This window comes from Streptomyces sp. NBC_00271, assembly GCF_036178845.1.
Classification (GTDB): domain Bacteria; phylum Actinomycetota; class Actinomycetes; order Streptomycetales; family Streptomycetaceae; genus Streptomyces.
The window spans coordinates 6,222,881-6,236,363 of sequence record NZ_CP108070.1 but is presented as its reverse complement, the minus strand read 5'-3'; the positions used below and the strand labels follow the sequence as shown (position 1 = coordinate 6,236,363).

Here is a 13,483-nt window from a genome sequence, read left to right as displayed (position 1 = left end):
TGCTTGCATATGCAAGGATCTCGCGCCTATCTTGGCGCGCATGCAGTCCTACACCATCGGTCAGGCGGCCCGGCTGCTCGGCGTGAGCCCGGACACCGCACGGCGGTGGGCGGACGCCGGGCGGATGGCGACGCACCGGGACGAGGGCGGGCGGCGGCTGATCGACGGGCGGGATCTGGCCGCGTTCTCCGTCGAGCTCGCCAAGGGCGGCAGCGGTGAGGAGGACGCCTCCTACACCTCTGTGCGCAACGCGTTCCCGGGCATCGTCACCGCCGTGAAGCTCGGCGACGTGGCGGCCCAGGTGGAGATCCAGGCCGGACCGCACCGGCTGGTCTCCCTGCTGACCCGGGAGGCCGTGGAGGAACTCGGCCTCGAGGTCGGCATGGAGGCCACCGCCCGCGTGAAGTCGACGAACGTGCACATCGACCGGGTCTGAACGGGCGGCGGCCGGCTGCTCCCTCAGCGGATGACGGCGTACGACTCGGCGCGTGACGGCGTACGAATCAGCGCGTGACCGAGTACGAGTGCGCCCCCGTCCCCGCCAACGCACCCCCGTCGACGATCAGGTACTCGTCCCGGATCGGGGTCCCGTCGAGCCAGGACTCCAGGATCTCCCGGGTGCCCGCCGCGTAACGGGCCTGCGCGGACAGCGACGAACCCGAGATGTGCGGGGTCATTCCGTGGTGCGGCATGGTGCGCCAGGGGTGGTCGGCAGGAGCGGGCTGCGGATACCAGACGTCACCCGCGTAGCCCGCCAACTGCCCGCTGCGCAGGGCGCGTTCGACGGCGTCCCGGTCGGTGATCTTCGCCCGGGCCGTGTTGATGAGATAGGCGCCGCGCTTCATCTTCGCGAGCAGTTCGTCGCCGAAGAGTCCCTCGGTCTCCGGGTGGAGCGGGGCGTTGATGGTGACGACGTCGCAGTGCGGGACCATGTCGGCGGCGCTCTCGTGCCAGACCAGCCCGAGTTCACGCTCGACGTCCTCGGACAGGCGGTGGCGGTCGGTGTAGTGCAGCTTCACGTCGAAGGGCGCGAGCCGGCGCAGCACCGCGAGGCCGATGCGGCCGGCGGCGACCGTACCGACGTGCATGCCTTCGAGGTCGTAGGAGCGGGCCACGCAGTCCGCGATGTTCCAGCCGCCGTCGAGGACGACCTGGTGGGAGGGCAGGTAGTTGCGCACCAGCGAGAGCGTCATCATCACGACGTGCTCCGCGACGCTGATGCTGTTGGAGTACGTCACCTCAGCTACCGTCACCCCGTGGGCGACGGCGGCGTCGAGGTCGACGTGGTCGGAGCCGATGCCCGCCGTGATCGCCAGCTTCAGGTTCTTCGCGGCGGCGATCCGCTCGGGGGTCAGATAGGCGGGCCAGAACGGCTGCGAGATGACGACGTCCGCGTCCGGCAGCTCCCGGTCGAAGACGGAACCGTCACCGCCCTTGTCGGAGGTGACGACCAGGGTGTGCCCGCGCTCCTCCAGGAAGCGGCGCAGACCGAGTTCGCCGCTCACGCTGCCGAGGAGGTGGCCGGGGGTGAAGTCGATCGCCTTCGGGGTGGGCGTGGTCCGGCCGCCGGGATAGTGGTCGATGACGGGGAGATCGTCCCGGGCGTACGTCGTGGGGTATCCGTCGGTCGGGTCGTCGTACAGCACGCAGAGCACCTTGGCCATGACGCGGCTCTCCTCAACTCCGTTGATCGTGGGCTCCGTCGAACGGACGGTGCTGTCACCATCCTCGGAGCCGATCGCGCTGGTCAAAGCGAACCTCGCTATGCCCGGATAGACGGCGGCTATCAACTCCCGCCGTCAGCCGCGCCCGCCCAGATAGGTGTGGAGCAGAGTGTCCAGCGCGTCCCTCACCCGCGCCTCCCGCGCCACCGTCAACAGCGCCTCCGCGAGGACGGACGGAGGATCGTCCCGCGCCACGACCAGCCCCACCCTCGGTCCGTGCGCGGGCCCCTCCAACGGAACCACCCGCATCCCCTCCGGCACCCCGAACATGTGCAGCCAGGCATGGGAGATCACGCTGGACCAGCGGCCACTGGGCAGATGCGCGTACAGCCCGGCGACACTGTCCGACTCGATCGCCGGGGTCGCCTGCGCGCCGTCCGCCGCGAAGCACTCGTCGATGATCCGCCGGTTGCGCATCCGGGGACTCAGCAGGCACAGGGGCAGGGCGGCCGCGTGCGCCCAGCGGGCGGTCGTCGCCGCGCCGAGCGGACCGGTCACCGGGGTGAGGAGCACATACCGCTCCTCGTACAGCGGGAAGCGGCGTACGTGACGGAGCTCTTCGTCGTCGAGATACGTCATCGCCGCGTCGAGTTCGAACTCGGCGAGCCCCTGGGTGATCTCGGCCGACGACAGGGACTCCAGGGCGACGCGGGCCCCCGGGTGGCGTTCGCAGAACGGGGTGGTGAGGAGGGAGGCGGCGGGCAGCGCGGTGGGGACGATACCCAGGCGCAGGGTGCCGGTGAGGCCGCCGCGCAGCGCCGACAACTCCTGGTGCAGGGCGTCGCGTTCGGCGAGGATGCGGTGCGCCCAGGCGAGTACCACCTCCCCCTCCGGGGTCAGCCCCTCGTACCGTCTGCCCCGGCGCACGATCGGCACGTCCAGCTCGTGTTCGAGACGGCGGATCGCGGCGGACAACGAGGGCTGCGAGACGAAGCAGGCGGCCGCCGCGCGGGCGAAGTGCCGCTCCCTGGCCAGCGCGACCAGGTACTCCAGCTGACGCAGCAGCATCCACGACCTCCCCGGCGGGTCAGGCTCGCAGACGCGTGTGCGTGGCGTCCATGCCCTGCCCGTCTACGTCCACGACGGGTAGCGCCCGTCCACGCGGATCGCGTTGATGCCGCTGATGTGCCGGGCGCCGCAGCGGTCCTGGGGCAGCACGAGCTGGGGGCCCGCCATATCCAACGGGGTGTCGTCGATGCCGACCGCGAGGAGGACCGGGGCGTGCCCGAAGTCCGGGTCGATCTCGGCCCAGGTGAGGAGCGCGTGATGGCCGTCCGCCCCGGCCACCGCGATGAGGAAACGCAGCCGGTCCTTGCGGCGGGCGGGGTCGAAGCCCGGTCCGGCGTCGTGCAGGACGTCGTGCAGCAGGGGCCCCTCGAAACGGTGTTGCTGCACGCCGCTGGTGGCGCACTCGAAGCTGACCCGGGCCCGGTGCTGGGGCCAGGCCAACAGGTCGGGCACGGTCAGCCGGACCGGGCGGGCGAGGTCTCCGGTCAGGGCGACCGACGCGAGCGGGTGAGCGGGCGACTGAGTCGGGGACTGCCCCACTGGGCACCACCTCCCGCATGTCCGTACCCAGGAGTCGGTCCCGTACAAACGCACATGCATAGATACAGGCAACGATCGTGCAGCTCATGCGATGCGACAGGAGACTTCCGGCTTGCATCTGCGGAAGTATGATCGGCGTAGGCATGCCTGAGGCTTTTCCGAGGGAGTAGACCCGTGATGACCCGATCCACGCGCCGGACCCGCACCCGCACTCTGCGCGTGGCCGGCGTCGGTGCCGCCGCGCTGCTGGCCCTGAGCGCCTGCTCGTCCTCCGACTCCGACTCCTCCTCCCACTCCTCCCCGAAGTCGGACACCTCGGCCTCCTCCTCGCCGAAGCTCTCCGGCACGGTGACCGTGTTCGCCGCCGCCTCGCTCAAGGAGAGCTTCACGACCCTGGGCAAGGAGTTCGAGAAGGCCAACCCGGGCACGAAGGTCACCTTCAACTTCGGCGGCAGCGACACGCTCGCCGCCAGCATCACCGGGGGCGCCCCGGCCGACGTGTTCGCCGCCGCCAGCCCCAAGACGATGGCGATCGTGACGGACAAGAAGGACGCCGCGACCACGCCCGCGACCTTCGTGCGCAACCAGCTGGAGATCGCGACCCTGCCCGGCAACCCCGACAAGGTCGCCTCCCTGAAGGACCTCACGAAGTCCGGCCTCAAGGTCGTACTCTGCGACAAGACGGTGCCGTGCGGTGCCGCCGCGCAGAAGGCGCTGGACGCGAGCAAGCTGAAGCTCACCCCGGCCTCCTACGAACAGGACGTCAAGAGCGCCCTGACGAAGGTGGAGCTGAAGGAGGCCGACGCCGCCGTCGTCTACAAGACCGATGTGAAGGCGGCGGGTGACAAGGTGGAGGGCGTGGAGTTCCCCGAGTCGGCCAAGGCCATCAACGACTACCCGATCGCCCTGCTCAAGGACGCGCCCAACGCGGAGGCGGCGAAGGCGTTCATCGCGCTCGTGCAGTCCGCCGAGGGCCAGAAGGTGCTCACCGCCGCGGGATTCCTGCAGCCGTGACCGAGCTGGACGCCTCCGACGCCGCGGCCGACACCCTCACCGGTGGGCCGCGGCGTCGGCGCGTCCGGACGGGCGGCCGGCCGGCCGGGGTCCCGCTCCCCCTCCTCCTCCCCGCCCTGGTCGGCCTGGCCTTCCTCCTGCTCCCCCTGCTCGCCCTGCTCGTACGAGCCCCCTGGCGGGACCTCCCGAACCAGCTGACCAGTACGGAGGTCTGGCAGGCGCTCCAGCTGTCCCTGGTCTGCGCCACGGCGGCGACCGGGGTGAGCCTGGTGCTGGGCGTCCCGCTGGCCTGGCTCCTCGCCCGTACGGACTTCCCCGGCCGGGGCTTCGTGCGGGCCCTGGTGACGCTGCCCCTCGTGCTGCCTCCGGTCGTGGGCGGTGTCGCGCTGCTGCTGGCGCTCGGGCGCAACGGCGTCGTCGGGCAGTGGCTGGACTCGTGGTTCGGGATCACGCTGCCGTTCACCACGGCGGGCGTCGTCGTCGCGGAGGCGTTCGTGGCGATGCCGTTCCTGGTCATCAGCGTGGAGGGCACGCTCCGGGCGGCCGATCCGCGCTACGAGGAGGCCGCCGCGACGCTCGGCGCCTCCCGGTTCACCGCGTTCCGCCGGGTCACCCTGCCGTTGATCGCGCCCGGGATCGCCGCCGGTGCCGTACTGGCGTGGGCGCGCGCCCTCGGCGAGTTCGGGGCGACGATCACCTTCGCCGGCAACTTCCCCGGCCGCACCCAGACCATGCCGCTCGCCGTCTACCTGGCCCTCCAGAACGACCCGGCCGCCGCGATCGCCCTGAGCCTGGTCCTGCTGGCGGTGTCGATCGCGGTGCTGGCGGGCCTCAGGGACCGCTGGACGGCGGCGCCGTCATGACGGACCCGACGCTTCCCCCGGGCCGGCCTTACGCCTCCGACAAGGGCCTCGACGCCCACCTGGTCGTCCACCGCGACACCTTCCGTCTCGACATCGCCCTGACCGCCGCGCCCGGTGACGTCGTCGCGCTGCTCGGGCCGAACGGGGCGGGCAAGAGCACCGCGCTGCGGGCGCTGGCGGGGCTCACGCCGTTGTCCGACGGCGGCCTGATCCGGCTGGACGGCGCGGACCTGGGGCGTACGCCGCCCGAGGCCCGCCCGGTCGGCGTCGTCTTCCAGGACTATCTGCTCTTCCCGCACCTGTCCGCCCTGGACAACGTGGCGTTCGGGCCGCGCTGCCAGGGCGTACCGAAGGCGGCGGCGCGGGAGCGGGCGGCGCAGTGGCTGGAGCGGATGGGGCTGGCCGAGCACGCGGCCGCCAAGCCGCGCCGGCTGTCCGGCGGACAGGCGCAGCGCGTCGCGCTCGCCCGCGCGCTGGCCACCCACCCCCGGCTGCTCCTGCTCGACGAGCCGCTCGCCGCGCTGGACGCCCGCACCCGCCTCGACGTGCGCTCCCAACTCCGGCGCCACCTCAGCGACTTCGAGGCCGTCGCCGTCCTCGTGACGCACGACCCGCTGGACGCGATGGTGCTCGCCGACCGGCTGGTCGTCGTCGAACACGGCCGGGTGGTCCAGGAGGGGACACCGTCGGACATCGCCCGCCACCCGCGCACGGACTACATCGCCCAGCTCGTCGGCCTCAACCTCTACCGGGGCGCGGCCGAGGGCCACACCGTACGACTGGACACGGGTCCGGCGATCACCACGACCGAGGACCTGGCCGGTCCCGTCTTCGTGGCGTTCCCGCCCAGTGCCGTCACGCTGTACCGCGACCGTCCCACCGGCTCCAGCGCGCGCAACCTGTGGCGGTGCGAGGTCGCGGGCCTGGAGACGCACGGCGACCAGATCCGCGCGGCCCTCACCGGAGAGCTCGCGCTCGCCGCGGACCTGACGACGGTCGCCGCCGCCGAGCTCGACCTGCACACCGGGGCGCCGGTCTGGGCGACGGTGAAGGCCGCCCAGACGCACGCGTATCCGGCCTGAGCCGGTAGACCACCGCCGCACCCGAACCGAGATCAAGAAACCGCACCCCGATCCGGGTCAGCAGACCGAGCATTCTTCGGTAAAGGGTCGGCATCCCCACCCCCTTTCAGACTCCTGTGGGACACGGGAGTGGTCGGAGAACTTTCGAGCGGAAGGACGGAAAGTGAACACGAGCACCGATCCGGAGAAGCCGGCGACGGCCACCGCATTGGGCATGCGGAGGCATCCCGAGGGCGGCTGGTTCGTGGAGACGTGGAGGGCAGCGCGGGACTTCCAGCCCGACGGCTACCCGGGTCCCCGGGCCGTCGCCACCGCCATCTACTTCCTGCTGACCCCCGGGGAGACCAGCGCCTGGCACACGGTCCGCTCCGACGAACTGTGGCTGTGGCACCGCGGCGGCCCCCTCGACCTGCTCCTCGGCGGCGACGGCGAAGCCCCGGACGCGGAGCCGGCGGTCCTACGTCTGGGACCCGCCCTGGAAAGCGGCGAACGCCCGCAGATCCTGGTCCCCGGCCACGTCTGGCAGTCCGCCCGCCCGGCAGGCGACCAGGAAGTCCTGGTCAGCTGTGTGGTGGCCCCCGGCTTCGACTACGCGGACTTCCGCCTCCTCGGCAACGGGTCGTGAACCACCGGCGACCCTGCCGTGAACGACCAGCAACTCTGCACATCCTTAGCGGCTTTGTGACGTCCGCCCCTGGTTGCCGATCGCCAGGGGCGGGCATCACCCGAAGGCAGGACCGGCCGCGCACCGTTCGCGCGGGTCCCGGCCGGCGGGGGTCCGGTCGCCGGGTACCGGTTGTCCTGGGAGGGGAAGTGAGGTTGTCATGCGTGCGCAGCAGCGCGCCGTCCGACTGACCGCCCGCGTGGAGTACACACTGCCGCGCGCGGCCGTTTCGGCAGGCAGGGCCCGCAGGTTGACCTCGGCGTTCCTGACCCGTCCGCGTCCGCGGACGGCGGCGCCGACCGCCGACCAGGTCGACGACGCCACGCTCATCGCTTCGGAGCTCGTCGCCAACGCCGTCCGGCACGGCCGTACGGGCTGCCGGCTGCGGCTGCAGCTGGGACAGGGCGGCGAGGTGACCGTCGAGGTCCATGACGACAGCCCCGGCCGCCCCCGGGTCGGCCTGGTGGACACCGACGCCGAAAGCGGTCGCGGCCTCGCGATGGTCCAGCAACTCGCCCACCGCTTCGAGGTCGTCAACACGGGCGTCGGCGGCAAGACGGTCCGGGCGATCCTGGCGGTGTAGTCCCGCCCGCCTCACCCGGGAGAGTGACCCGGGGCGGCCCGTCCAGCGGAGTCGACCGGTGGAGAGCCCGCCCGCAGGTAGAGACAAGCATGCGCTTCTCTCCTCACGAGCCTCACGAGCTCCACGTGCCGCAACCGCCGCGCGAGCCGGGCAAGCCGCGCGGGCCGCGCAAGAAGATCTGGGTGACGGCGGTCGCGGCCACGACGGCGCTGGCGGGCGCCCTGACCGCCCTCCTGCTGCTGCTCTCCGGCAACACAGGCGCGTCCCCGCACCCGGTCTCGGCGGACGAGGCCCTGCGCATGGCACTGGCCCGGTTCCGCGCGTACGAGGCGAGTCCTGCGGAGGTGACGGTGCGGCTGCCCGCGGCGGAGGCGGGGGACGGGGCGATCACGGTGCGTGCGGTGGTCGACCACCATGTGCGCCGGGCCGTGGGCGCGTACGAGATCGTCGACGACACCCGGACCGTGCAGGGCCTGCTCGCCTGGGACCTGGAGGGCGTCGCCGTGGCCCGCCCGCCGGCTGCCGCGCCCGGCGCCGAGCCCGGCCGAACGACGGCCAGGCCTCCCGCCCCGGACATCGTGACGACCGCCGCGCAGGCCGCCCGCAGGGCCGGCACCCTCAAGCGTGAGGAGTGGACCCGCCGCCCCTACTCGACGGCTCCCCTGGATCGAGCCCTGCGCCTGGTGGTGTCCGTGGCCGCGGACCGGCCCGACAACGCGGCGCTCCTCGCCCGTTCGGGTCCGCTGTGGCTGCGCGACGAACGCCTGGACGGCCACGGTTACGGCGTCTTCTCCGGCCCGCGCCCTGCCCCGAGCGCCTCCGCGAGCCTCGCCGACGACTCCACTCTCACCTACTGGATCGACACCGACGGCAATCTCCGCCGTGTCACGGCGCGGATGTCGCCGGGCCGCTACGCGACGGTGGACTTCGTGGCGACGAGGGTGCGGACGGGTGTCCCCGGCGCCCCGTGGATGAAGGGCTGAGGAGATCTTCTTCGACTGCGCAGGTCCGGCCGGTCCGGAAAAAGGCCCGGGGTTGCTGGGCCGAACGGGGTGTTACGCGGTCTCGGCCCAGCTGGGGACGGCGGAACGGGCCGGGGTGACGGTCGGGTGGCAGACGAAACCCAGACGGGTGAGGGCCCGGGCGACCTCGACCTCGGTGAAGTCACGGCGGTCCTGCTTGGTGATGACCTCCCCGACCTGCTTGACGGGGTAGGTCTGCGGACCGATGACCACGGACGCGCTGGTGACGGTTTCGGGCTCGCGGCCCGCCATCGAGTGCTCGACCTCGCTCTTGATGAGGTCGAAGGGGAAACGGGCGATCACACAACGCATGGTGTCTCCGCGGGATGAAGTTTCACGGCGCCGGAAGGTGGGCGCGGCGTACCGGAAAGTGGGCACAGCGGCCAGAAAATTCGCCGGAAATTCAATCCGGAACGACCGGGAACGGCGGGGAACGGGGGGACTGAACCGGGGCCGACCCGGACGGGAGAAAAAAAGCAGGTGGCCGGGGCCCGCACCTCATGGTGCAGGTCCCGGCCACCTGTAAGCGTCGGCCGACTCAGAAGTCAGGCGTCAGCGGGTCCCGGACTAGGCGGGGACGATGTTCTCCGCCTGCGGGCCCTTCTGGCCCTGCGTGACGTCGAAGGTCACCTTCTGGCCTTCCTGGAGCTCACGGAAGCCCTGGGTGGCGATGTTCGAGTAGTGGGCGAAGACGTCGGCGCCGCCGCCGTCCTGCTCGATGAAGCCGAAGCCCTTTTCCGCGTTGAACCACTTCACGGTGCCAGTAGCCATGTCAAATCTCCTTCGGGGCAAAGCTCGAGGACCCACACTGTGCGGGTCCGCGTCGCCGCAATGATTGCCCCATCCGGAAAAACTTCCGGATAATTCAGAAGCGACCGACCGGTACGGACCGGAAAGTACGCTCCAAGACTTTGGGAACCACAACTGCAACTGATATCGACACTAGCACGTGCAGCTCCCGAAGGGCGGCGCACTATCTCACCCCGCCCGGGGGAATAAAAAAACCGCCCGGACGGCGGCCCATTTTCTACCACGGCCATGACAGATATGTGCCCGCAGAGCCTTGCCGGGGCGGTCCTGCGGGCCGTGGCGGGGTGATCGGCCGGGCCGCTCACCCGGACGGCCCGGTGCGGCTGGTGGGCCACCGGGCCCGGTGGTGGCGTGAGAGGAAAACTCGCGCGCCCGCCCCCTGGAGGCCCCCGCCATGAAGGTTCCGACCGGTCCGAGCGGTCCGTACCGTCTCCTCGCCCGCGCCCTGACCGCGGGCGCCCTGGTGTCGGCGTCCGCGTGCTCGTTGCCCGGCGTCATGAGACACGCGGACGCGCCGCCCATCGTGCCGCCCGCCACCTCCGCCACCCCCTCCCTCACCGACGCCCAGGCCTCGGCCGCGCTGATCACCCAGGGCGAGCTGGGCGGTCGTTGGTCCGCGACACAGGGCGGGGCGACCTGGCGGGACGGGCTCCTCAAGACCAGGACGGACGCGCCGGACTGTCAGCGACTGCTCGACGGTCTGTACGCCGAGGATCTGCTGGGCGAGCCGACGGGGGCCCGGGCCGTCGTGGGCCTCGACGAGAGCGGCAACGCGGCGCAACTGCGCTACCAGGTCGCCGCGTACGCCGCTCCTTCGGAGGTGGACGCCAAGCTGGCCTGGTTGCGGACGCTGCCCACGAAGTGTGCGCAGTTCACGTCCACGGACGTGAACGGTGGGCAGCTCAACGTGACGGTCGTGCCGGCGGTGTTGCCCGGGGTGGGCGATGCGCGGGAGGGGCTGCGGCTGACGATGAGCGGTGCGTCGCCCGCCGACGCCGCTTCCGGCGCGGCGCCGATGCTGACGCTGGACTTCGCCGCCGTGCGGGTCGGGGACCGGGCGGTCTCCCTCACCAACGGTGGGCTCGGCGGGGCGGCGCAGGACTCCACCCAGCAGGCGGTCCAAGTCGGTACGCAACGACTCCAGGACGTCCTGGCGGGCCGCCCCCCCACCACCGAGCCGGCCACCCCCTCCACCGAGCCGGCCACGCCCTCCACCGAGCCGGCCGCCCCCTCCACCGCGCCCGCTGCCCCCACTACTGCGCCGCTCGACTCCCTCACCAAGCCGGCCGCCCCCACCTCTGCGCCGCGCGCCCGCCGCACCGCCCCGGCCGCCCCCACCACTGCGCCGCGCGCCCCCCGCACCGCCCCGGCCGCCCCCCGCACCGAGCCGGTCGACCCCCGCACCGGCAGGCCCACGGAACCCCTCACCGAAAGCCCCGACGACACCACCGACAACGACACCATCGCCGACACCGCCACGGCCGACACCTCCGACACCTCCGACACCGTTCAGGAGGGCTGACCCCGGGGCCCGACACCAGAACGGGGCTGCGCCCCGAACCCCCGCCACCCGAAGTGCCTCGCCCGCAGGCCGGTGGGGGCTGATCGCGCAGTTCCCCGCGCCCCGAGTGTTCCCATGGGGTCAGATCCTAGGGAAGCGCGTCCCCCGGACTCCCGTGCGGCGCAACGACGGCACCTACTCGGCCGGTACCGCCGCCACGGACGGCGTTGCGGACACCGGCGGCACGGGCGTGTCGGCGGTCCGACCGGGAGAGGTCACGGCGCCGCCGGTGCCGCCCGGCAGGACCGTGCCCTCGGTCGCCGACGGCGACAGGTCCACCGTCGGGGTCGGGGTCGGGGTGGCCGCGCCCCTGATCTCGATCACCGCGCCCGGCTCCAACTGCTTGTACAGCCATAGCGCGTCAGCGCGGCGCAGGCCGATCCAGCCGGTCGTGATGTCGTAGTTCCCGGGGGCCTTCTCGTCGGCCATGAGGGTTCCGACGAAGTTCGTCGTCCCGTCGGCGGCACGCAGACCGATCGCCCAGGCCACCTTCTCCAAGTACTTCCCCGCGAACATGGGCAGCGCCTTGACGCTGTCCTTCGAGACGACCAGCATCCGTCCGCCGGCCGTGGGGTAGCGGACGGAACCGGAGGAGATCGGCAGCTCGCGGCCCGCGACCGTCAGCATGCGCCGCGAGAGGTCGACGGTGGCGTCGGGCGCGGCCGGGAAGGGGCTGCTGGGCGGGGCGGTGGGGCTCGCGGCCGGGGAGGGGTGGTCCTCGCGGTCGCCGCCGGTCGGGTTCAGGGCCACGACCAGGGCCAGGCTCGCGGCGGCGCAGGCACCGGCGACGGTCACGGCGGTCCATCGAAAACGCCGACGCCTGCGGCGTACGGCCCGCAGCCGGATCTCGGCGCCGGACACCGACGGGGGAGTCTCGGCGTCCTGGGCCAACTCTCGCAGGCCGGAGGCGAGTTCATCGGACACGGTCGTCCTCCCTCTTCCCCTCGTCCGTCGGATGCAGCGAGCGCGCGGAGCCCGGCGATTCCGGGGAGCCCGCGGAACCCGCGGACGGCTTCCCCCTGTCCGCGCTCTTCTTGCCCCCGTCGACGGTCTCCCACTCGTCCGCCGTCGCCAGCGTCTGCGCCAGCGCCGCCCGGCCGCGGGACAACCGGGCCTTGACCGTGCCCACGGGGGCACCGGTTTCGGAGGCTACCTGCTCGACACTGAGGTCGCACAGATGGTGCAGCACCAGCGCCATCCGCTGCGCCTCGGGCAGCGTGCGCAACGCGGCGACCAGCGCGGTGCGCTCGGGGTCGGGGCCCGGCGTGTGCTCGGGCGGCGGGGTGCGGCGGACGAGTTCCAGCCAGCGGCGCGCGCGGCGCCAGCGGCTCACCGCGAGCCGCATCGCCACGGTCCGTATCCACGCCTCCGGCGCCCCTTCGGCGAGGAACTCCCGCCGCCGGTCCCAGGCGCGGACGAACGCCTCCTGGACGACGTCCTGCGCCTCGCCGTGGTCCCCGGTGAACGCGTACAGCTGACCGGTCAGCCGGGGGAACGCGGCGGCGTAGAACGCGTCGAACTCTTCCTCGGTCATGCCCCCCGTCTCTTCCCCGGTCGTGCCCCCGCCGAAGACTTCGGATTTTCCCCTGCCCCGTGCAACCCGGCGGTCCGTGCCGTGCGTACAGGTCCCGTACGCCGCACATCGAAACACACCGCAGGGGGATCACGATGACCAGGAGAGCCAGGAGCCGTCGTATCGCGGCCGTTGGGACGGCGGCCGCCGTGTGCGCGCTCGCGCTGGCCGGCTGCTCGAAGGGGGCGGTGGCGGGGGGCGCGGGCACCGAGGTGGACACGGCGGCGAAGCCGAACGCGACGGTCGGTCAGCAGCCGACCCCCCGGCCCGTCAGGACCAAACCCCTCGCGAAGCTGACCGGCGCGCACGTCAACATCGCCGACGGGCAGACCGTGGGCGTCGGCATGCCGATATCCGTGACCTTCGACCACGCGATACCGGCCGGTGAACGGGCCGAGGTGGAGCGGCAGTTGAAGGTCGACGCCGATGTCGAGGGCTCCTGGAGCTGGGTGAAGGACCGCAATCTGCTGGAGGGGCAGCGGGTGGACTTCCGGCCGCGCGCGTACTGGAGGCCGGGCACCGAGGTCACGGTGCGGGCGGGCTCGGCCATCACCCGGCACTTCACCGTGGGCCGTTCGCTCGTCGCCACCGTCGACGTGCGCACGCACATGATGAGAGTCGTCAAGGACGGGCAGACCCGGAGTGTGCCCATCACCGCGGGCGCCCCGGGCATGGACACCTGGAACGGCACGATGGTCGTCTCCGACAAGGCGACCAAGGTCTTCATGAACTCGCGGACCGTCGGCTACGGCGACGCCTACGCGGGCTATTACTACTACGCCGTCCACCTCACCACCTCCGGGACCTACCTCCACCAGAACCCGAAGGCCAATACGTACGCCGGGCACCAGAACGTCACCCACGGGTGCGTCGGACTCGCGACGGACGGCACCGCCAAGAAGTTCTACGACGAGGTCATCCCCGGCGACGTCATCACCGTCGTCGGCTCCAAGGACACGGTGGCCGTGGGCAACGGCTACGGCGACTGGAACGCGGACTGGGCCCAGTGGCGGGCCGGCAGCGCGTTGAAGTGAGCGTG

At 72.1% G+C, this 13,483-nt stretch carries 15 protein-coding genes and 1 pseudogene; 9 read left to right on the top strand and 7 right to left on the bottom strand.

Going from position 1 to position 13,483, the window contains the following annotated elements:
- The first annotated feature begins 40 nt into the window (after positions 1–40).
- Positions 41–436: a TOBE domain-containing protein gene (locus tag OG798_RS28450; protein WP_054234136.1), complete on the top strand. Its 396-nt coding sequence runs from the start codon at positions 41–43 to the stop codon at positions 434–436.
- 67 nt (positions 437–503) lie between these two features.
- Here the strand turns inward: OG798_RS28450 and OG798_RS28445 are convergent, their stop codons facing one another.
- From OG798_RS28445 to OG798_RS28435, 3 genes are all read right to left on the bottom strand, one after another.
- Complete coding sequence (locus OG798_RS28445) at positions 504–1,664, bottom strand: NAD-dependent formate dehydrogenase (protein ID WP_328757891.1); 1,161 nt, start codon at positions 1,662–1,664, stop codon at positions 504–506.
- Between the two features lie 135 nt (positions 1,665–1,799).
- A complete protein-coding gene (locus OG798_RS28440; RefSeq protein ID WP_328757890.1) occupies positions 1,800–2,732 on the bottom strand; it encodes a LysR family transcriptional regulator in 933 nt (310 codons plus the stop codon).
- 63 nt (positions 2,733–2,795) lie between these two features.
- The gene (locus tag OG798_RS28435) at positions 2,796–3,272 is read right to left on the bottom strand and encodes a molybdopterin-dependent oxidoreductase (RefSeq protein WP_121415554.1); all 477 of its coding nucleotides are present in this window, start codon (positions 3,270–3,272) and stop codon (positions 2,796–2,798) included.
- 177 nt (positions 3,273–3,449) lie between these two features.
- On the opposite strand from OG798_RS28435, the gene modA reads away from it, so the two are divergent.
- The 6 genes from modA to OG798_RS28405 all read left to right on the top strand — a co-directional run bounded on the left by modA (position 3,450) and on the right by OG798_RS28405 (position 8,461).
- Positions 3,450–4,286: a molybdate ABC transporter substrate-binding protein gene (gene modA, locus OG798_RS28430; protein ID WP_328757889.1), complete on the top strand. Its 837-nt coding sequence runs from the start codon at positions 3,450–3,452 to the stop codon at positions 4,284–4,286.
- Positions 4,283–5,149 (top strand): molybdate ABC transporter permease subunit, encoded by an 867-nt coding sequence (gene modB / locus OG798_RS28425; RefSeq protein WP_121415556.1) that lies wholly within the window; start codon positions 4,283–4,285, stop codon positions 5,147–5,149. Before modA ends, modB begins: the two co-directional genes overlap by 4 nt.
- Complete coding sequence (locus tag OG798_RS28420; protein ID WP_121415557.1) at positions 5,146–6,231, top strand: ABC transporter ATP-binding protein; 1,086 nt, start codon at positions 5,146–5,148, stop codon at positions 6,229–6,231. Before modB ends, OG798_RS28420 begins: the two co-directional genes overlap by 4 nt.
- 163 nt (positions 6,232–6,394) lie before the next feature.
- Entirely contained in the window at positions 6,395–6,856 is a 462-nt protein-coding gene (locus OG798_RS28415) for a cupin domain-containing protein (protein ID WP_323138738.1), read from the top strand.
- A 199-nt stretch (positions 6,857–7,055) separates the two neighbouring features.
- Complete coding sequence (locus OG798_RS28410; protein ID WP_229889357.1) at positions 7,056–7,478, top strand: ATP-binding protein; 423 nt, start codon at positions 7,056–7,058, stop codon at positions 7,476–7,478.
- Positions 7,479–7,603: 125 nt separating this feature from the next.
- Positions 7,604–8,461 carry a hypothetical protein gene (locus OG798_RS28405; protein WP_328757888.1) on the top strand — a complete coding sequence of 286 codons (858 nt, stop codon included), beginning with the start codon at positions 7,604–7,606 and terminating at the stop codon, positions 8,459–8,461.
- Between the two features lie 72 nt (positions 8,462–8,533).
- Here OG798_RS28405 and OG798_RS28400 read toward each other — a convergent pair whose 3' ends face one another.
- Both OG798_RS28400 and OG798_RS28395 read right to left on the bottom strand, forming a co-directional pair.
- Positions 8,534–8,812: an SCO5918 family protein gene (locus OG798_RS28400; RefSeq protein WP_267062375.1), complete on the bottom strand. Its 279-nt coding sequence runs from the start codon at positions 8,810–8,812 to the stop codon at positions 8,534–8,536.
- A gap of 255 nt (positions 8,813–9,067) precedes the next feature.
- Entirely contained in the window at positions 9,068–9,271 is a 204-nt protein-coding gene (locus OG798_RS28395; RefSeq protein WP_010986199.1) for a cold-shock protein, read from the bottom strand.
- A gap of 433 nt (positions 9,272–9,704) precedes the next feature.
- On the opposite strand from OG798_RS28395, the gene OG798_RS28390 reads away from it, so the two are divergent.
- Complete coding sequence (locus OG798_RS28390) at positions 9,705–10,832, top strand: hypothetical protein (RefSeq protein WP_328757887.1); 1,128 nt, start codon at positions 9,705–9,707, stop codon at positions 10,830–10,832.
- 174 nt (positions 10,833–11,006) lie between these two features.
- On the opposite strand, the gene OG798_RS28385 is transcribed toward OG798_RS28390, so the two are convergent.
- Together OG798_RS28385 and OG798_RS28380 are read right to left on the bottom strand one after the other, a co-directional pair.
- Entirely contained in the window at positions 11,007–11,795 is a 789-nt protein-coding gene (locus OG798_RS28385; protein ID WP_328757886.1) for a L,D-transpeptidase, read from the bottom strand.
- Positions 11,796–11,910: 115 nt separating this feature from the next.
- Positions 11,911–12,405, bottom strand: a pseudogene (locus tag OG798_RS28380) (SigE family RNA polymerase sigma factor); the annotation flags it as partial.
- A 134-nt stretch (positions 12,406–12,539) separates the two neighbouring features.
- Here OG798_RS28380 and OG798_RS28375 point away from each other — a divergent pair.
- On the top strand, positions 12,540–13,478 hold the full coding sequence (locus OG798_RS28375; protein ID WP_121415559.1) for a L,D-transpeptidase: 939 nt from the start codon (positions 12,540–12,542) through the stop codon (positions 13,476–13,478).
- Positions 13,479–13,483 lie beyond the last annotated feature (5 nt).

Coding starts and splice junctions, on each gene's coding strand:
- OG798_RS28450 (WP_054234136.1), top strand. CDS start 41: ATGCAGTCCTACACCATCGGTCAGGCGGCCCGGCTGCTCGGCGTGAGC.
- OG798_RS28445 (WP_328757891.1), bottom strand. CDS start 1,664: ATGGCCAAGGTGCTCTGCGTGCTGTACGACGACCCGACCGACGGATAC.
- OG798_RS28440 (WP_328757890.1), bottom strand. CDS start 2,732: ATGCTGCTGCGTCAGCTGGAGTACCTGGTCGCGCTGGCCAGGGAGCGG.
- modA (WP_328757889.1), top strand. CDS start 3,450: ATGACCCGATCCACGCGCCGGACCCGCACCCGCACTCTGCGCGTGGCC.
- OG798_RS28420 (WP_121415557.1), top strand. CDS start 5,146: ATGACGGACCCGACGCTTCCCCCGGGCCGGCCTTACGCCTCCGACAAG.
- OG798_RS28410 (WP_229889357.1), top strand. CDS start 7,056: ATGCGTGCGCAGCAGCGCGCCGTCCGACTGACCGCCCGCGTGGAGTAC.
- OG798_RS28400 (WP_267062375.1), bottom strand. CDS start 8,812: ATGCGTTGTGTGATCGCCCGTTTCCCCTTCGACCTCATCAAGAGCGAG.
- OG798_RS28395 (WP_010986199.1), bottom strand. CDS start 9,271: ATGGCTACTGGCACCGTGAAGTGGTTCAACGCGGAAAAGGGCTTCGGC.
- OG798_RS28390 (WP_328757887.1), top strand. CDS start 9,705: ATGAAGGTTCCGACCGGTCCGAGCGGTCCGTACCGTCTCCTCGCCCGC.
- OG798_RS28375 (WP_121415559.1), top strand. CDS start 12,540: ATGACCAGGAGAGCCAGGAGCCGTCGTATCGCGGCCGTTGGGACGGCG.